Genomic DNA, 17,763 nt, shown 5'->3' with positions numbered 1-17,763 from the left:
CCACAGCAGATTTTTTTTACTTATGATTTGGCAACCTTTGCCACATACTGCGGATCGATTAAATTGTTAACTACTGTAATGACATCAACGGAATTATCGATAACGCCGCTTTTTTTCAAGACATCCCCAGCAGCACTAATAACGGCTTTTTGTTCGTCACCAATCGATGAGTTTGATATATCAGTTCGCTCCTCTAATTGTTTAGTTGCTACCGCTTCTGTCAGCTTCGATGCTTTAATCACCACTTGCTTTAGTTCACTAGGATTTGCGATCGCCCATTTCCGTGCCTTCTCATAGGCGGTTAGCACTTGACTAACTTGTTCAGGATATTGTTTGGCAAATGCCTCGCGGACATTCAAAAAGCCTTGACTAATTAGTTTGGGCTCGCGGAAGAAGAGTTTCGAGCCTTTTTCTACTTCTGTCTGTGCCATAAATGGATCGAGACCAGCCCAGGCATCGACATCGCCTTTCTCAAGGGCAGCTTTACCGTCAGCGTGCGGCAAAGGTACAATTTCTACATCTTTGGTAGTCAAACCGACTTGATCCAAGGCACGCAACAAGAAAATAAACGGATCTGTTCCGCGCGTTGCTGCAACTTTCTTGCCTTTTAGATCGGCGACCTTTTGAATGGAAGAATTCGCCGTAGTTACTAATGCTGTCCATTCGGGCTTCGAGTAAACGTAAATAGACTTGATGGGATTGCCATTGGCTTTGGCAATCAGTGCGGAAGCACCTGAAGTCGAGCCAAAGTCAATGCTGCTGCCATTGAGAAACTCTAATGCCTTGTTACTACCTTGACTGAGCACCCATTCCACTTTGATATTGGTTTTGGCTAAGTCTTCCTCCAGCCAGCCTTTCTCTTTCAACACAAGACTGACAGGATTGTAGTAGGCATAATCTAAACGTACTACCGTAGGAACTGCGATAGGAGATGAGCCTGGCGATGCTGCTGTAGTGCCAGTTCCAGGAGAGGCAGAATTAGTACAGGCATTGACTAATAGCGCTAGAAACAGCCCAGAAATAAAAAATAGCAGCAACCTACGTCTGGCAATGGCAAACCACTTGCTCATGATTCGTCTCCTCAATTCCTTGCTAAATGTCTCGTTTAATTAGGACTTACGCATTTTATACTATAAGTCGATTGGTTTACCGTAGTATAGCTGAATTTTATCTTACAGCAAGGCACACTCAAGATCAATGGTTAAAAAGACTAACTCGACTGTTGGTGGTGCTATAGGCAACTCCCTTGCCAATATGGCGATCGCGCTCAATTAGCTTGATTAGCAGGGGGCGGTTAGCTGTTTTTAACCGGGACTTACCCCGTGTGCGGGGTAAGTTCCGTCTGAAACCATTGCGAGGTGAGACTTGCCCGGAGCGTCCAAGTCTTTTACATGACTACAATCTCTTACAACCCTTATGTGGCGGAGTTTCTGCTTAAATTAATCAGAGAACAATACTCTGGGCCTAAATATTAAGAAAATCTTAAATAAATGACTACGGTTTGTCGGCTTTGACCCATCGCTATTAGTCCACTTCCGGCAACGAATTAGTGCCGAGTTAGTTAATAAAGTCAATGAAAGAATGGTCAAAAAAATCTGGTAAACTACCCCAAGCCCGCCCGAAAAAAAAAGGATTCGGTCGCCAAAAATGAGTCACTCAATCAAGGAAAATTAATCATAGATGCGACCTGCGCTCCAGCCGACATTAGCTATCCGACGGACTTAGGACTATTAAACCGAGCCCTAGCTCATACCTAAAAAATTATTGACATCCTCTATCAATCTCTCAAAGGACAAATCAAGAAAAAACCCAGAACCTACCGAAACCTCGCGAGAAAAGACTACTTAGCAGTAGCTAAACAACGACGACCCACCCGAAATAAAAAAATCACTGCCCTGAAAAAACAACTGCAATATATTAAAAGAAACGCTTCTCATATTGAACAGCTAGTTGAATCAGGTGCTACCCTACAAAGTCTGAGCAAAAAACAATATAAAACCTTGCTAGTTCTAACAGGAGTTTATCGCCAACAGTGCTGGTTATTGAAAAATAATAAACAGAGTATAATAGAAAATACAATAGTAAGTTTAAGTCAACCGCACATCCGTCCAATTGTGAGAGGTAAAGCAGGAAAACCCGTAGAGTTTGGAGCCAAACTGTCAGCTAGTTGCTTTGAGGGATATGTATTTTTAGACCGAGTAAGTTGGAATAACTTTAACGAATCAGGAGACTTAAAAGCACAAGTAGAAGCCTATGATGTCTTCACAGGATACTATCGGTGAATCAGTCCACGCAGATCGCATTTATCGAAGCGCGAGAAAACCGAGCATGGTGTAAAGAAAGAGGAATTAGAATCAGTGGGCCTCCGTTAGGAAGACCACCAGCAACTCTTAGTAAAGAAACAAAAAAGCAAGTCTGAGAAGATGAGAGGATTGGTCAGGCAATTGAGGGTAAATTTGGGACTTGCGAAAAAGAAGATTTAGCTTGAATCGAGTAATGGCTAAACTTGATAATACTTCTGGTACAGCCATTGCTATTATTTTTTTAGTAATGAACCTTTCTACCTGGTTAAGACGGGTTTTTTGTGTGTTTTTATGTCACAAACCGAAAATCACATTTGTTTAAAGGTCAGTCATTATCAAAAGCTATAAGTGGGCAAGTTATAGAAAACAAAAACTTATGTTTCGCCGAGCTTGAATCATCCATTAATTGCGATTGCTCCGCCGGCTGCAGGCATCGCGATTTTTTTTAACTTATTCAGCAAACCCTATTTAAACGCCCCCTTTTCCCTTCTCCCCTTTTGCACCTTGCAAAGCAAAAATCGGAGTCAGAGCAGATTTCCCCTTCAGAGAAACAGCTCCCAAAGCCTCGCAAAAGAAGTTTAGCTCGATCGACTCATAAACCCTTTCAGCAATCAAAATTTGGTTTTCCCCCGCCTTGCTCATCAACCGAGCCGCCGTATTCACCGTATCGCCGAGGATATTAAACTCCCTGCGCCCTCGCGGTTCCCCAACCTCAGCAGCAAACACCGGCCCCCGGGACAGCCCTATTTGACAGCTTACTTTTACTTCTTCGCCCGCGATAATTACCAGAGGCAAACCTGCAATCATATCTCGGATCGCAATCGCCGCACTAGCCGCGCGGCTGGCGTCATCCGTGTGAGCGTCGGGGACGCCAAAATAAATCAGCATATCCGAACCGTCTAAATGCGCCGTTACTTTTTGCAAAACGCCCCCTTTAGCTGACACTACAGCATCGATCGACGCAAACACCCGAGAAAAACCCACTACCAGATTGACTTCTTCCTCCGGCGAAGCTTTCTCCACAGACTCCGGTAAACCAATCAAGTTGACAAACATCACCGTCGGTTCTGGAAAATCCGGCGGGATTTTGCGCCTGTCTGCATTTTCCACCAGCAGTCTCAGGATAGTTTTGGGAATATAACTAGCAAGGGGTTCAAGCCGATTCACAGCTTCCCCGATTTCTTTTACCAAACCCGAAACGCTGCGATCGAGCAATACCGAACTCGGCATCCGCCGCCCAGTCAAAGTGATATCATACTCTCCGAGTCGATCGTCCGTGAAATCGTCCGCCACCAAAAAATAACCAGGTTCTCCGGGTTCAAAACGAAATTGCTCTCCCAAAGACTCTCTAGCAGTTTCAGTCACACACACCCGCCCTACAGTCCCAGAACCCTCAGCTTGCTTGGCTTGCTGGACTGAATGCCCCAGCAGTACGTGGGCCATCCGCAGCGGGGTACCGATGTCAGCACTAATATAGCGGCCGCAGTGGATGCCCACCCGCATCCTCAAAGACAAAACACCCCGCGCCGTTTCAATATTGGCAAATTCAGCCATTGCCCGCTGCATCCGCAAACCCGCCCGCACCGCCCTGGCTGTATCCTCTTGGTAAACCCCTGATAGAAACTGCACCAGCATCGCATCTCCGGTAAACTCCAGCAAATCCCCGCCTGATTTGCTGACAATTTCAATCATCGAGGCAAAATAGTCGTTAATCACGCCCAGCAGACTTTCAGCTCCCTTGCGCCCTTGGCTCGCATTCGCTTCCAACAGCGAGGTAAACCCTGCCAAATCCGTGAACAGCAAGGTGCCTGTTTGCCATTGGTAGCGAACCTCGCCCGGGTTGGGCGGAGATTCGGACACGGGTCGGGGCACGTAGTCGTGGAGGATGTAGCGCAGAGTTCGCAGGTGATCGAAAACCCCCATTAGCGTTGCGGGGGAAGGATCTACCCATGCAGCAGCGTACAGTTGAGCCGAAAGGAGCGATCGCAGTCGCAGTTCGATCGCAGCTAAGGGAGGATTGTAGGTTAATCTATTAATAATTTCCACCTAAGTTTATTCTTAAAAAATAAGGTAAGTTCGATCGCTCTAGAGGCAACACCAATAGCTCGACTTAATACCATTATGATAAGTTTCCAGTGAACCCATACCAACCAAACCCAGAACCGACGATAGAAACTTCCGAAAGTCACAGTTTGCTAGCTCCCGATTTGATCCGAGCTGCTCGATCCGCCTATGGTATGTATCTAAAAGTGCATTCCGAGCAGATGCAGCGTCCGGCCGGTGTAGTTGTCAGTCAAGGAAGCGATCGAGGTCAGGTAATTTTTGCTTCGCAGCCCGTTTTGTTGCCCGGTGAACGTTTTGTTACTTTTGACGAAATTGAATCTCAAATGTATTAATTAGTAATTGGTCATTAATCATTGGTAACTAATATTATGCCCGCTCTTACGATCGCAATAAAATAGGTTTCTAGTGCATACCTAAGTTTTCAGGATTTTATGAAAACTTGCATTCTTGACTATTAACACCTTTTATGATGGGTAACTAACCGGACACGCTCTAAAAAACTAACAACTAACAAGTGACACATAACCACAGCCAACAATGAACAGTCAACAGACAAATTAATGGAAATTATCTTTAATTGCCTTGTCACGGCGATCGTCTTTATTGTCGGATCTGCTATTGGCAGTTTTCTAAATGTGGTAGTCTATCGGTTGCCTGCGGGTTTGTCGGTGATCCACCCTCCTTCTCGCTGTCCCAAATGTTTAAATCAACTTAGAACTTACGAAAATATACCTGTTTTCGGTTGGCTGTGGCTGCGGGGACGCTGCAATCACTGCCGCAGTCGGATTTCTGCCCGCTATCCGCTGGTGGAAGCAGCTACGGGCTTGCTGTTTTTACTCATCTTTTGGCGGTTTGGCGTAACAGTCCAAACTCTTGGTTTTTGGGCTTTGTTTAGCTGGCTGTTGGCTTTGTCTTTGATTGATTGCGATACAATGACTTTGCCTAATTCTTTAACTCGATCGGGTTTGGTGCTCGGATTGGTTTTCCAGGTGGCAAAAGGTTGGTGGCCGACTTTTAGTTTGATCGACTCGGTACAGTATCTGGTACTCGATGGGATCGCGGGAGCAGTTGTCGGGTTGTGGCTGTTTGACGCGATTGGACTCGCCGGGACGATCGGACTGGGGCAGAATGCTATGGGCGCCGGAGATACCAAATTGGCCGCCTTGATGGGAGCTTGGCTGGGCTGGAAATACTTGCTGCTAGCCGGATTCATCGCCTGTTTCGCCGGGGCTTTTGTTGGTGGCGGGGCGATCGCCCTCGGCTTGCTAGATCGGCGTCAGCCCATGCCTTTCGGCCCGTTTCTGGCTCTCGGTGCAGCAATTACTGCTCTGTGGGGCGAAGCGATCTTATCTACTTACTTGCAGTTGTTTTTCCCGAATTTTAGTTTCTGATCGGCAGGTGGTCAGGCGCGATCGAGCATAATATTGTCTCAAAAATTGGTAAAATTGTTCCGTGTCTTGGATTACACTTACAACTACTAGCTTTCGTTGGGAAGCGGAATTAATGCAGCAGCTCCTAGCTGCTCATGAAATCCCGGCCCGGATTGTAGACTTGGGCATAGCATCTTATTTCGGGGCTGGAAGTGCTACAGCCCTGCAAGTTCTTCCAGAACACCAGCGAACAGCATCGCTCCTCATCAGTCCAGTTGAAGATGAGCCAGAATCTGGTGATTAGTCATTAGTCATTAGTCATTAGTCACTGAACAACTAGCAATTGACAACTAGCAACTAACAACTAACAATTACTAATTACCAATTACCAATTCCCAATTACCAATTACCAATTACCAATTACCAAGTTTTAATGTCTCTATTTGATTGGTTTGCAAATCGACGAAAATCAGTACCGAACTCCCAAGAACGGCCGGAACGAGAAATTGCGGACGGACTTTGGAATAAATGCGAAGCTTGCGATGCCCTGAGTTATACCAAAGACCTGCGAGCAAATCAAATGGTTTGCTTGGAATGCGGGCATCATATCAGAGTTTACAGTGACGATCGCATCGAGCAGTTGATCGATCCCAATACGTGGGTGCCCCTTAACGAAGGACTGCACGCCACCGATCCCCTGAAATTTCGCGATCGCAAAAAATATAGCGATCGACTCCGAGAATTTCAAGAAAAAACAGGCCACCTAGACGCCGTAGAAACAGGCATCGGCAAACTCGAAAATTTGCCCGTCGCCCTCGGAGTCATGGAATTTCAGTTCATCGGCGGCAGCATGGGATCAGTTGTCGGAGAAAAGCTAACTCGCCTCATCGAACACGCCACGCGGGAACGCTTGTCTGTGATCATTGTCTGCGCTTCCGGTGGTGCAAGAATGCAAGAAGGAATGCTCAGCTTGATGCAAATGGCTAAAATTTCCGGGGCTCTGGAACGCCACCGGGAAGCGAGACTGCTTTACATCCCGATTCTGACCCACCCGACCACCGGCGGCGTCACCGCCAGTTTTGCCATGCTGGGAGACATTATAATTGCAGAGCCAAAAGCTACTGTGGCCTTTACGGGCGGCCGGGTAATCGAGCAAACTCTGCGGGAAAAGCTGCCGGAAAATTATCAAACTTCCGAATACTCCTTCGCCCACGGTTTTGTAGACTTGATTGTACCTCGGACTCAATTAAAGAAAACTCTCGGTCAGCTCATCAGCCTCCACCAGCCCCAGCCTTTCTTTGCTGACTCGGAATTCCCCGCCCTCAATGGCAGCGACAACCACGCTTTGCCCCCGCAGACTCACGCTTTCAAACTTTCTCCCTAAGCTGCAGCGCCGGATGATTGTCTGTGGGTGAGTGCGGGGCACAGAGGGAAATTTCTGAGGAATTGCTCAAAACCCGGCTTCTACCACAAATATTGAGTTTAGTAACGAGACGTTCACGCAGACACCGGGTTTTGAGCCCCGCGCCCGCAATTCCTATTGGTAATAACGACGCAGCAGTGGGATGATATTGATCGGAAGTTGATTGGCCCTGAAATTTGGCTGGGCAAAAATGCCTAGTCGCAGTTAGCGGTTAGTTAGCTTGCGATAGATCAAACAACATCTCCGAACAAACTAACAGAACAAGCTAACAGCGCTCTCTAAAATTGTCCGGCTTTCAGTTAATAGCCGTCAACTCAATTTTGACCTGTCAGCGACCTAAAAATTATGGGTTTTGCAGACCTGTCCATCGCAGAAATAGCAGAGGACTTCAACGTCCCTGTTGAAGACGTGATCCGCTTGTGCGACGAGTTAGAAATTTCCTACAAGCACCCTCAAACCCGTTTGGCTTTGGAGGATGTTAAGGCAATTATGTCCACTCTCGAAAAAAGGCGCGATTCAAAACTTGTTGCAGATTAGATCGCAAAATTCCTCTACCTTTAAAGGTATGGCTGCACAAACTTTCGCCAGTTGTTGCAGAAAAAGGGAATTTTGAACAGAAATCTGTTTGCCAGCTATGCTCTCTTAGCGTTCAATAATTTGCCGGATTTTTTTAAGGAGAACCATGCTTAAAAGATATTTCATTGCTCTGACCGCTGTATTCTTGAGCTTTCAGTTATTTGTCAGCAGTGCGATGGCTGTCGAACTGAGTCCTGAACTTCGCACTGTGACTTTGAATGACAAGGGTGCGCCGGTGGTGCTGAGCCTCAAACAAGTTCAGCAAGGCAAACGCTTGTTCAACTCGGCTTGCTCTCAATGTCACGCTGCGGGCATGACAAAAACTGACCCCAACGTGAATTTGAGCCCGGAAACTCTGGCTTTGGCCAACCCGCCCCGGAATAATATTGAGTCGCTGGTGGACTTTATGAAAAATCCCACCACTTATGACGGGTTTGAGGAAATTTCGGAAGTGCATCCGAGTATGAAGAGCGCGGATATTTTCGCTGAGATGAGAAATCTCTCGGATGACGATTTGTACGCGATTGCCGGTCATATTCTGTTGCAGCCGAAAATTGTCTCCAAGCAGTGGGCTGGTGGCAAAGGCGCTCGCTAATCGATTTTAGATTTTAGATTTTAGATTTTGGATTTTGGATTGGGAGAGGGCTGAAGTTCGGCAAGAATTGCTGGCTGGTCGTTTTTCGCTCTAAAATCTGAAATCTAAAATTTACCTCCTGCTCATTGATTATCGCGAAAGGTTGTAGTCCCTCATGCTGCGTCGTGGTGCTTTTGTCTGCTTTCTGTTGGGGATGTTAATTATTTGGCCGATCGTGCTGTTGGCTCCTCAACCTGTTTTGGCTGCTGCCGATTCTTACGTGAATAGGTATTTACAAGCCAGCGAACCTGTGGCTCTGGAGTTGGACTCTGAGGGACATACTCGCTTGTTTTCGGCTCAGGATTTGTCTGCGGGTAAGGTATTGTTCGAGCAAAATTGCCTCAATTGTCACGTCGGAGGAGCTAATTTGCCCGATCCGACGATATCTCTGTCTTTGGCTGACCTCAAGGGGGCAACGCCTCCCCGCAACAACATCAATAGTCTGGTGGCGTATCTGAGAGAACCGATGACTTATGACGGTACTGAGGAGACTTTTTGGTGCCGCCAAGTGCCGGAAAGCTGGATGCCACAGGCTGAGATTGAAAATTTAGCGGCTTTTGTGATCCGGGCTGCTCAGAAAGCTCCGGGCTGGGGCGTGGAGAATTTTGAGAGTTGAACTGCCACTGCCAAAAAGTGGTAAATTACTCGGAAGAAGGCGATACGACTGCGCGATCGCGCCTGTTTTAACAGGTAAAATATCTAAAGAATCACCATTTGCGTGTCCATTAGAGGAGAACTGCGTTGAAAAGACTCTTATCGATCGCCCTGTTAGCGATCGCAATTTTTACCGTCGGCTTTGGCCGCCCTGCTTTGGCAGGAGATGCCGCTAACGGAGCTAAAATCTTTAGCTCGAACTGTGCTGCTTGTCACATCGGTGGCGGCAACGTGGTTATGGCCATGAAAACCTTGAAAAAGGAAGCTCTTGAGAAGTACGGTATGAATTCTCTGGAAGCTATTACCACTCAGGTAACTAAGGGCAAAAATGCTATGCCTGCTTTCGGCGCCAAGTTGAAGCCCGAACAAATTGAGGATGTAGCAACCTACGTGCTCTCCCAATCTGAGAAAGACTGGAAAGGCTAAACTACCCCTTTGAAGTCGGGCAGCCTGGGCGGGTTTGATTTAATTTAAAACTTGTCCTCCCGATCGCACCCTCTCTCACCCTTTGGCGAATAAACATCGGTTTGCAGCGATCTTAACCTATTTGGGAAAGCGCGCCAGAAATCCGATTTTTATTAGCTCAAGGGCGAGGGAGGGTAATTTTATTTTAGATTTTAGATTGAAGATTGAAGATTTTAGATTGAAGATTTTAGATTGAAGATTGCTAAATGCTGATTTAGTAGAAATTGTCAAGCATTTTATGTTAAGATTTATTGTGGCTGCGCTTCCTAAATTAAAAGTGTGTGCTAGGATATAACCCCTTATTAGCAAAGCTTTGAAATCGAGATTAAAGTCGATCTGCAAAGTGGAATCTACACCTGCCATGAACGTAAAAACATCAGCAAAAGTTAAAACTCAAGTTAAAACTCTCGGAGACGCTGCATCTGGGGCGATTGAGAAATATTTCCGCAAAAGTGTAGCGCACGAGGCTGAAGTTATCAAAGACAAAGACGCGGAAGAACTTCATCAAATGCGCGTGGGATTGAGACGTTTGCGATCGGCTGTGACTGGTTTTGCTCCGGTTTTAGATTGGCCAAAAGAGGCTTCTGAACGTAAAATTGGTAAGGTGGGGCGGATTCTGGGAACTCTCAGGGATTTGGATGTGATGCTCGAAAGTCTCCAAAACCGCTATTACCAGAATTTGCCGACTGACGAACAGGAAGTTTTGGATAAGGCTTTGTTGAATTTGCTCAAACAGCGCCAACGGGCTTTGAAAGGGGTGCGGGCGATTTTAGAGCACAAAAGCTACGAATCGCTGAAGGAGTCGATCGAGGATTGGCTGGAAAAACCGAAGTTTCAGGCGATCGAACATTTGCCAATTGCTGAGGTTTTGCCAGATTTACTGTTACCTCAAGTCAGTGAGTTTTTCCTGCATCCGGCTTGGCTGTTGGGCACGGAATATGAGGATGGCAAAGTTAAAGTTGTTGATGATTTAAATGCTGAGGCTGTCGAAGAGAAGTTAGCAGCCGAGGGAACTATTCTGCACGATTTGCGGAAGCAAGCTAAGCGAGTTCGCTATTTGATGAATCTGTTTGGGGATTTTTACAGCGAGAGTTACGAGGTTTATGTCGAAGATGTGAAAGCTGTTCAGGAATGTTTGGGCGATATTCAAGACAGTGAAGTTTTAGGCGAATTTTTGACAGATTTTGTCGATCGCGATCTGAAAAAAGAGTTGCCCAAGTTGGCTGGTTTGTTGGCCGAAAATCGCTATGCAGCTTGGCAAAAATGGCAGCTTTTGCAGCGCAGGTATTTGAGTTCGGAAATCCGCCAAGGTTTTCGATCTGCTTTAATTCATCCTGTGGTTGAAGATGCTGCTAAGCTCAATTAGCCGTAACTATAACGCGCAGATCCCCGATTTATAAAAAAAGTCGGGGATTTAAGGTGCGATCGCGCCTTGGGAAGGAAAAGGGCGATCGTTTTTGAGTATGACATAAAATAAAGGGCGATCGCGTTTTTTACCATAGCACATCACGACTGCAACCACTTCATAAACTTATTCGTTGCAGTACCAATAGACTCTCCGACTTGTTTCTTCAACCGCCACCGCCCAAACGCTTTTTCGTACTCTTCCCCTTCAGTTTGATAAACATTCCAAGCATTTAGCGACAATCCCAGTCCCCACGTTAGTAAAATGAACAGCGACCAAGAAAGTTCGTGCGATCCAGCTAGATTAAACAAAACTAGAAAAGTATTGATAATTGCGTACTTGGTCACATTTTTCTGCAATTTGCCGCGACGGTAACGATTAAAAGCTAGTTTCTCTTGAACTTCTCCTCTATTTGCTAACCATTGCTGTTCCGCCGCTACAATATCCTGTTCGGAAATGCCCAATTCCGCTGCAATCTCGAAAAGCTGGACTCTGGATAATTCCCCTTCATCTTGTCGGCGTGCGATCGCAAGCTGTAAAATACCCTGAGCATCCTCTGAACCGTAAATGTGATTTATTTGACTTTCATTTGTCGCCATAACAAGTTTCCTATAATTTCTGACATCCTTTCTATGATAGATAAGGCGGACTTAAACAGCAGGTAGTGACATTGGCGGATTTCAACACCCGGACATTTGAGTGAGGGAGACTCTTGACTATGGGAGGGGAAATCGAAGAACCGATATATTACCTCAAATTGCAACTAATTAATTTCCCGAACTTTGACTAAGTTTGCTATCTCGTTTCAACATAAATTGATAAAATATCCCAAACAAAATCACCGCAATCATTCCCACGACTAAAGAACCTTCACCCTCATGCCAATATTTAAACAAATCTAGGCGATTAGATGCAACTAACAATGCCATTCCCGCTACTCGAAAAACATTAATAATAAAACCAAAAATAACAGCGGCACCTATTACCAAAGCCTTATTTTGTTTAGTAGGAAACATCAACAAACAAACAACAGCTAAACCTAATAAGTAATTCATGGCCTCTATACCCGAACAACCCCCATTTACCAACACCCTTCCTGTCGGTAAAGCAACATAATTACCATCACGTGTTACATTAAAACCGATATACCACAAAGAATAATGAGCAAATTTAGCAGTAAGTGAGGTAACAAAATCCACTAAAGGTAACGTAAGGACACTGGGGGTGCCATGAAAAAATAGTATTACCAATTCACGCCAGTATAGTTTTAAGTTATGAAAACCTACCGCAAGTAGGCTCAAACCTAAACCAGACAAAAAAGGTGCAAGTCTTAAAAAAGGATCGAATTTACTGGAAACCACAGCACTTTTAAATAAAATAAAAGCTATTAATAGCGTCCCTGCTACTCTCGACAATAGGTCACTTTTTATGTCACTCTGTTTCAGAATATCCTGGTTATCCCAAAGCAGGGAACCCACAGCGCACCAAAAAACTATACTCATCCAAAAATGAGCAATATCGTCCAGTTTCCACAGGAGTGTCATATTCAGAGTTACTAAAGCTGTGGCGATAATGATGAGCCAAAAAAGTTTTCTCTTGAACATTTTAGATATTAGTTATTAGTTGATTGATGAGAGCCATACTTCGGACAGTTTGTGATTGTCAACCGTAGAATAAAGGTTTCCCGTCGATGCGGCAGTCGAAGTACCAACGAAAAATCCAGGGTTTCAGACTCGGAACTAAAAACAGTCCAGACTATTGTTAGATCATATCATAAAAATAGTAGGGGATGTAAACAACTCATTAGCTTGAACTCCTCCTAGGGAAAGGACTCGGAAGATTTTAAGAGGGCTGTAAATCTTTTAGATTAGGTTAGTAGACATTCAGGAATTTGATGGGTAGTGAAACTCAGATGCAACCCATAGCTCAGCATTAGGACACCTATGGAAAAGACGGCTACTCGAAATGATTGTTTGGGTGCCTAGCACTGGCTTACTCAGGCGGTGTAAGCAAAAACTAACAAGGAAGTGAATCAACAATAATTAAAAATAAGTAGTCTTAATGAGGCTTGGGTTTCTTGAGAGTAGACGCAATTGGTACAGCGCATGGTGTGACACTGAGGTTTGAGTAAATAAGGCTGAGCGAGTTAGATATTGAGCAATGCTCCATGGTGATTATCTCCTTTTAAAGAATCTCAGTGCCTTTATAGCAATCCTCGCATTATTTGTAAATTTCTTACTTCCGAGCAAGCGGGTTCGGGGCGGGTTGGGGTGGGGTAAAAAAATTACGACTCCTGCAAGGGTTGCTATATATAGGAAATGCTTCAGAAACAGCCTTACGGTAGTTCTTAAATGTGCTGTCTAGGGGCGATTTGAGGGGAGCATCTCAATGAAAGCAGACAAGCTAGAAATTGGAGTTGGCAGATCGGTGGAAAGAGGAAGAAGGAAGGAGCCGGAAGAAGTGTTTTTACAAATATGAGATGCTCCCTTGAGATAGGCTTCCAAGTCCGAGGTTTTCACAGTGGCGCGCTATCAGAGACTAAGAAACCTGGTTTCTTGGTGAAACCAGGTTTTTAGCTCGAACATAAAATAATCAGTTTGGCATCAAGCCAGAATCGAAAACCAGTTCAAATGAGTGCCTATTCAGCTTTTTGAGCCTGAGCGCGTTGCTTTTTGAACATAGTACCAAACCCAACAGCGGCTCCAGCAGCCAGCATTGTTAAAGGTTCAGGAGTAGCTTCAGTGTTGCTAGTGCTGCTGATGTAAGAATCGCTATACTCAGCTTTAGAACCAATACCCTGGACGTGCAACCCTACTTTTAAGGCACCGCTATTCAAAGCGGAAACTACGTTAGCATAATTTCCAGTAAAGCTCAATCCCAACATTTCGCCACCTTGGACAGCCAATTTATTACCAGGATTATCCCTTGAGAAGGCATAGTCTGTGGTGAAGCCAGTACCACCTTGAGGTAGCTGATCGTCACTAGCACCACCACTAAAGGATACGTTACCAACGTTATTAACGTTAGTAGCCACGACGTTAGACAGAAAGTTATTATCATCAAACAGAACTTTACTGATAAACATATCAGCGGAGTTCTTATTTCCATCGTTGAAGATGTTAAAAAGAACTGATGTACCCTGGTCAATTACGTCAAATCTAAAGTTGCTTTGATAGGCATCTCCATACGTATCGCCACCAGCGATATTACTAAAGCTAAAGCCGATGGCAGAGGCAGGTGCTGCGGCTACTGCACTAACAGCGGCGACACCGGCAACAGCTAAAATAGATTTGACTAAGTTTAATTGGAATTTCATGGTTGACACCTTTATTTTTAAGTTGACTGGAAGCAGGTTTTTTTCCTTCACATATTCAATGTAAATGGAAGCACGAGTTAATGCAAGTAGTTTTGATAAAGATTCGATGAAGATTCAGAATAGGGTGAGGGGATTGAGACAAAATGCCTAAATTGATGAGTTCCAGCTAGCTATTTTCTATGGCGTACATCAAAAAATAGGGGTGCTGCCACCCGGATTTTATTCCTGACTTTTCTCTATTTCAAAAAGCTATAACCCACCTTCCTAAACTGGGTTTTCACACAGCATAATTACTGATAAAACTGTTTTAAAACTCAAAATTATGCCCTTAAAAAGTTTTTTATCCGTAAATGTACGGTATAAAAGTTTAAGTGAGAGCTTGATTGCTGGGTAAAAATAGATAAAAACCGATGATGACAATTGAAGCGGCACAATGTGGGCGATAACTCAGGACAAAATCTTGGATCGTATTCGGTGCGTCGATTCTCGCTTTCGGATTCAGCAACAAGCGCTATTTAGACTTATATGTTGCACCATTACCAAGAACTGGCTCAGGGGCGCGTTCCACAAAGAATGAGTTTTCTTGGGGGGAGTAGGGGTTGGGCAGGAGCTCCCGCCCAAAACAGGTTTATTGATGAGGGTGCAACATTTCAGTTTGGAGAGGAATGGTTTCGGTGCTCGTTCTTATCTGTGACGCCGGAACTTTACCCGACTAAAGGGACGACTCGACTTTCTGGGACCTAGTTTTGGGAACAGGTCTACCGTCAGGGCTGTTTCATTCTCAGAAAAAGGAGCCTTTTGTACGGGTCGTGCCAAGAATGCCGACCCGACCCATCCACGATTTGTTAGGCGTTTCATGGATTGGGGCAGCCACGGGGGGACGCCCCTGCAAGAGAATGAAACAGCCCTGCGTCTACCGTAGAAGGGGCGGTGGTCGTTATCTAAAAATGTTGGGACTAATAATTCTATTTCTGGGTCTGCTTTCGCTAAAAATTTGTTAATATTATTTGGCCGAAAAAGCTCTATTCCAAGATTTAACGGGTGATAAGCAAGTAGAAATAGTTGATACAGTAAAGGTTTGAGTAGCTTGCGATCAAAAAAAGGTGTAGGTGCGATCGCTACTTTTGAGACTTTCTACACGATCTAATGAGGATCGTTGGCGATCGCTACCATCAAAATTGTCAATAGACTTCTGATAATTGCTACTCTCTTGAGGGAGGTTCAAGAGCCTAAACTCTATAAATATCAAGGTTTCAGTGGCGTTGTCACCCTGTCAATTCCCAAATGCAATTTGGCACTGTTTGAGGGAAGCAGAAGGAACCGCCGCAGTCAGCAAAAATTTTCCCAGCCGTTGATTGAAGGTTCTCCGAGACGATAGACTCATTTGACATCTAAATTATCAGTGATCATCTGAAAACAGGATTATCAGCAACAACTCAGCTAAAACATCTCGCGCTAAGCTGCTAGAGAACTGACAAGCTTACCCAGAAAAAGTTCAAGTGGATTTGATTATGGTCAACCGTTTTGCTCAATCCCAAAGCCTTTTTCTGCGAAAACACCCTGAAAATCCGATCGACTGGTGGGCCTGGTGCGACGAAGCCTGAGAAAGGGCCTGGAGGGAAAATAAACCGATTTTTCTGTCAATTCGCTACTCTAGCTGCCACTGGTGTAGGGTGATGGAAGGTGAAGCATTTTGCGATCGGGCGATCGCAAGCTGTAAAATACCTTAAGCATCCTCTGAACCGTAAACTTGACTTATTTGAGTTTCATGAGGTGCCATAACGAGTTTCCGATAATTTCCGAAATTATTTCTCTCATACATATAACCGCAGTTAAACCGCAGGTAGGAATAGGTCGCGGATTTCAACACCCTTTTAAGAACAGGCAAGATGCCTGTTCCACAACAGAGTCTACTTATTGTGGAACAGGCATCTTGCCTGTTCCCGATCCAGGTACAAAATACCAATAACTAACCCAAAGTATACATCCAGCCATCCCTCGCGCAAATCCTCACAATTCCGTCCCAAACTACAGGCGTCGCCTCAAATGACAAACCCGGCTTAAATCTCCCCGATTCTATTACTTTCAGACGGTAAAACTCCCCTTTAGCATTTTTCAAAGCATTCTGATCCCCCGACTTCGCTCGTTCCCAATTCAAATTGAACAAATAAACACCGTTGTATCCCGCACTGATCAGTTTATTGCCATCGGTAAAAATCGGAGTTGAAATTGAAGAACCAATCGCTTTTTTAAAGACTATTACCGGAGTATCGTAAGACTGGTTACGCCAAGGAACAGCAATTTTTTTACCTGTAATCATATCTTGGGAACCGATGTACAAATTGCCGTCGAGCGCATTTGTGGCAAACAGCGCCGGAAACTCCCCTGAATTGTACTCGTCATTCAACGCCACAGAGCCAATTATCCCGCCTTCCCAGCTAGAAACTCGGCGATTTCCGGTAGGCAAAAACCATTCGACGCTGGCATTCGGTTCCTTGTTGGGATTCAGCTTCAGCACTCCGCCGTTGCCCTGAATGTATTGTTTTTCAATCGCACAGAACAGTTTACCTGATTTAGAAATTACAGCACTTCCATCCAAATCTGAACCAGTATAAAAATCCCAAACTATCTTTTTAGTTTCAATGCTAATACCGTAAATATGACCGGAACCAGCAGCTATAAAAATTCTATCTTTGAGCCTAGATGGCGATGACTCCGCTACCAAGTTTCCGCCGTGTTTGCTGATATCTCCGGCTGCATAAAGCTGTACTTCCGACAAGATACTTGGCTGCTTGATGCCTTGTTTGATTTTTGCATTGCTTGTGGAACTATCGAGAAAATAGCCGATCGCATTTTCCCCCGCATTGAACAAAACTCCACCGCCGATGTCCAAGGCGCTGCTGTCATTATCCCGGCTGTAGCTGGGCGTTTTCCTGATGTCCAATTTCCAGAGTTCCTTGCCAGTTCTAAAAGATATTGCCCTAAAACTCGGCACTACTTTTTTGCCACCCCCGCCACTGCGGCTACCTTGCAAAATCACAATTCTGTTTTCAGCGCTCGCTTTTGCATCGATATAAATCGTTGACGATCCTTTGATCACATCATCAAATTTATAGCGCCAAACTTCTTTATTGGTAGCAATATCTATTTTTCGCAAATTGTGGTCATAAGCACCTATAATTAAATAAGTTTTTTCCCCGTCTCTAGTAATTGTCGGCTGTCCTGTCCAACCGGCACCGCTCCAAACTACAGACCGCCTTCCCAGAAAAGTCCTGCCGCCGCCTAGTTGAAATTTGTCGATTAAATTCAAGCTTTTCGGAACACCTCTGCCGTAAAAGCGGCGCTTGTCATTACCTAAAAATGTTGGGACTAATAATTCTATTTCTGGGTCTGCTTTAGCCAGAAAATTGTTAAGATTAGTTTCTAATAAAGCTTGCTCCGAGGATTCAGTTTGGATCAGTTTGATAACAGCAGGAGGAACAGCAGCACTCAGCAAAAATTGTCCGAGCTGTTGATTGAAGGTTCTCCGAGATGATAAGCTCATATTAGATCG

15 protein-coding genes and 2 pseudogenes are annotated in these 17,763 nt (G+C 44.9%); 11 read left to right on the top strand and 6 right to left on the bottom strand.

Features of this window, described 5'->3' with window-relative positions; translation table 11 throughout:
• Nucleotides 1-20 precede the first annotated feature (20 nt).
• Nucleotides 21-1,070: an aliphatic sulfonate ABC transporter substrate-binding protein gene (locus tag QUA23_RS01840; protein WP_333075691.1), complete on the bottom strand. Its 1,050-nt coding sequence runs from the start codon at nucleotides 1,068-1,070 to the stop codon at nucleotides 21-23.
• A gap of 588 nt (nucleotides 1,071-1,658) precedes the next feature.
• On the opposite strand from QUA23_RS01840, the pseudogene QUA23_RS01835 reads away from it, so the two are divergent.
• Nucleotides 1,659-2,697 (top strand): annotated as a pseudogene (locus QUA23_RS01835) (IS5 family transposase); the annotation flags it as partial.
• Between the two features lie 74 nt (nucleotides 2,698-2,771).
• Here QUA23_RS01835 and QUA23_RS01830 read toward each other — a convergent pair.
• Nucleotides 2,772-4,349 carry an adenylate/guanylate cyclase domain-containing protein gene (locus tag QUA23_RS01830; protein WP_333075690.1) on the bottom strand — a complete coding sequence of 526 codons (1,578 nt, stop codon included), beginning with the start codon at nucleotides 4,347-4,349 and terminating at the stop codon, nucleotides 2,772-2,774.
• Between the two features lie 89 nt (nucleotides 4,350-4,438).
• Here QUA23_RS01830 and QUA23_RS01825 point away from each other — a divergent pair, with 89 nt between their 5' ends.
• From QUA23_RS01825 to QUA23_RS01785, 9 genes are all read left to right on the top strand, one after another.
• Nucleotides 4,439-4,699 (top strand): hypothetical protein, encoded by a 261-nt coding sequence (locus QUA23_RS01825; RefSeq protein WP_006633439.1) that lies wholly within the window; start codon nucleotides 4,439-4,441, stop codon nucleotides 4,697-4,699.
• Between the two features lie 228 nt (nucleotides 4,700-4,927).
• Nucleotides 4,928-5,758, top strand: a complete 831-nt coding sequence (locus QUA23_RS01820) for a prepilin peptidase (RefSeq protein ID WP_333075688.1) — start codon at nucleotides 4,928-4,930, stop codon at nucleotides 5,756-5,758.
• A 61-nt stretch (nucleotides 5,759-5,819) separates the two neighbouring features.
• Complete coding sequence (locus QUA23_RS01815) at nucleotides 5,820-6,041, top strand: hypothetical protein (protein WP_333035572.1); 222 nt, start codon at nucleotides 5,820-5,822, stop codon at nucleotides 6,039-6,041.
• A gap of 129 nt (nucleotides 6,042-6,170) precedes the next feature.
• Complete coding sequence (gene accD, locus QUA23_RS01810) at nucleotides 6,171-7,121, top strand: acetyl-CoA carboxylase, carboxyltransferase subunit beta (RefSeq protein ID WP_333075686.1); 951 nt, start codon at nucleotides 6,171-6,173, stop codon at nucleotides 7,119-7,121.
• Between the two features lie 384 nt (nucleotides 7,122-7,505).
• Nucleotides 7,506-7,697, top strand: a complete 192-nt coding sequence (locus QUA23_RS01805) for a translation initiation factor IF-2 (protein WP_333075685.1) — start codon at nucleotides 7,506-7,508, stop codon at nucleotides 7,695-7,697.
• Nucleotides 7,698-7,842: 145 nt separating this feature from the next.
• On the top strand, nucleotides 7,843-8,331 hold the full coding sequence (gene psbV / locus QUA23_RS01800) for a photosystem II cytochrome c-550 (protein WP_333075683.1): 489 nt from the start codon (nucleotides 7,843-7,845) through the stop codon (nucleotides 8,329-8,331).
• Nucleotides 8,332-8,485: 154 nt separating this feature from the next.
• Nucleotides 8,486-8,986 (top strand): photosystem II cytochrome PsbV2, encoded by a 501-nt coding sequence (psbV2, locus tag QUA23_RS01795; protein WP_333075681.1) that lies wholly within the window; start codon nucleotides 8,486-8,488, stop codon nucleotides 8,984-8,986.
• A 125-nt stretch (nucleotides 8,987-9,111) separates the two neighbouring features.
• The gene (gene petJ / locus QUA23_RS01790; protein ID WP_333068405.1) at nucleotides 9,112-9,450 is read left to right on the top strand and encodes a cytochrome c6 PetJ; all 339 of its coding nucleotides are present in this window, start codon (nucleotides 9,112-9,114) and stop codon (nucleotides 9,448-9,450) included.
• Between the two features lie 400 nt (nucleotides 9,451-9,850).
• Nucleotides 9,851-10,855 carry a CHAD domain-containing protein gene (locus QUA23_RS01785; protein ID WP_333075679.1) on the top strand — a complete coding sequence of 335 codons (1,005 nt, stop codon included), beginning with the start codon at nucleotides 9,851-9,853 and terminating at the stop codon, nucleotides 10,853-10,855.
• A gap of 140 nt (nucleotides 10,856-10,995) precedes the next feature.
• Here QUA23_RS01785 and QUA23_RS01780 read toward each other — a convergent pair whose 3' ends face one another.
• The 3 genes from QUA23_RS01780 to QUA23_RS01770 form a co-directional block, all read right to left on the bottom strand.
• The gene (locus QUA23_RS01780) at nucleotides 10,996-11,493 is read right to left on the bottom strand and encodes a 2TM domain-containing protein (RefSeq protein ID WP_333075677.1); all 498 of its coding nucleotides are present in this window, start codon (nucleotides 11,491-11,493) and stop codon (nucleotides 10,996-10,998) included.
• A 168-nt stretch (nucleotides 11,494-11,661) separates the two neighbouring features.
• Nucleotides 11,662-12,498, bottom strand: coding sequence for a cyanoexosortase A (crtA, locus tag QUA23_RS01775; protein ID WP_333075675.1), 837 nt, complete (start codon nucleotides 12,496-12,498; stop codon nucleotides 11,662-11,664).
• A 1,034-nt stretch (nucleotides 12,499-13,532) separates the two neighbouring features.
• On the bottom strand, nucleotides 13,533-14,261 hold the full coding sequence (locus QUA23_RS01770; protein ID WP_333075673.1) for a PEP-CTERM sorting domain-containing protein: 729 nt from the start codon (nucleotides 14,259-14,261) through the stop codon (nucleotides 13,533-13,535).
• Nucleotides 14,262-15,721: 1,460 nt separating this feature from the next.
• Between QUA23_RS01770 and QUA23_RS30970 the strand changes: the two are divergent.
• A pseudogene (locus QUA23_RS30970) lies at nucleotides 15,722-15,922 on the top strand (DUF255 domain-containing protein); the annotation flags it as partial.
• 257 nt (nucleotides 15,923-16,179) lie between these two features.
• Here the strand turns inward: QUA23_RS30970 and QUA23_RS01765 are convergent.
• On the bottom strand, nucleotides 16,180-17,754 hold the full coding sequence (locus QUA23_RS01765) for an outer membrane protein assembly factor BamB family protein (protein ID WP_333075672.1): 1,575 nt from the start codon (nucleotides 17,752-17,754) through the stop codon (nucleotides 16,180-16,182).
• Between the last annotated feature and the right edge of the window lie 9 nt (nucleotides 17,755-17,763).

The sequence above is a fragment of the Microcoleus sp. Pol1C5 genome, from assembly GCF_036701115.1.
Taxonomy (GTDB): domain Bacteria; phylum Cyanobacteriota; class Cyanobacteriia; order Cyanobacteriales; family Microcoleaceae; genus Microcoleus.
The sequence above is the reverse complement of the archived record's forward strand: the minus strand, read 5'-3'. Positions and strand labels throughout refer to the sequence as shown.

Coding starts and splice junctions, on each gene's coding strand:
- QUA23_RS01840 (WP_333075691.1), bottom strand. CDS start 1,070: ATGAGCAAGTGGTTTGCCATTGCCAGACGTAGGTTGCTGCTATTTTTT.
- crtA (WP_333075675.1), bottom strand. CDS start 12,498: ATGTTCAAGAGAAAACTTTTTTGGCTCATCATTATCGCCACAGCTTTA.
- psbV (WP_333075683.1), top strand. CDS start 7,843: ATGCTTAAAAGATATTTCATTGCTCTGACCGCTGTATTCTTGAGCTTT.
- QUA23_RS01780 (WP_333075677.1), bottom strand. CDS start 11,493: ATGGCGACAAATGAAAGTCAAATAAATCACATTTACGGTTCAGAGGAT.
- QUA23_RS01805 (WP_333075685.1), top strand. CDS start 7,506: ATGGGTTTTGCAGACCTGTCCATCGCAGAAATAGCAGAGGACTTCAAC.
- QUA23_RS01820 (WP_333075688.1), top strand. CDS start 4,928: ATGGAAATTATCTTTAATTGCCTTGTCACGGCGATCGTCTTTATTGTC.
- QUA23_RS01765 (WP_333075672.1), bottom strand. CDS start 17,754: ATGAGCTTATCATCTCGGAGAACCTTCAATCAACAGCTCGGACAATTT.
- psbV2 (WP_333075681.1), top strand. CDS start 8,486: ATGCTGCGTCGTGGTGCTTTTGTCTGCTTTCTGTTGGGGATGTTAATT.
- accD (WP_333075686.1), top strand. CDS start 6,171: ATGTCTCTATTTGATTGGTTTGCAAATCGACGAAAATCAGTACCGAAC.
- QUA23_RS01785 (WP_333075679.1), top strand. CDS start 9,851: ATGAACGTAAAAACATCAGCAAAAGTTAAAACTCAAGTTAAAACTCTC.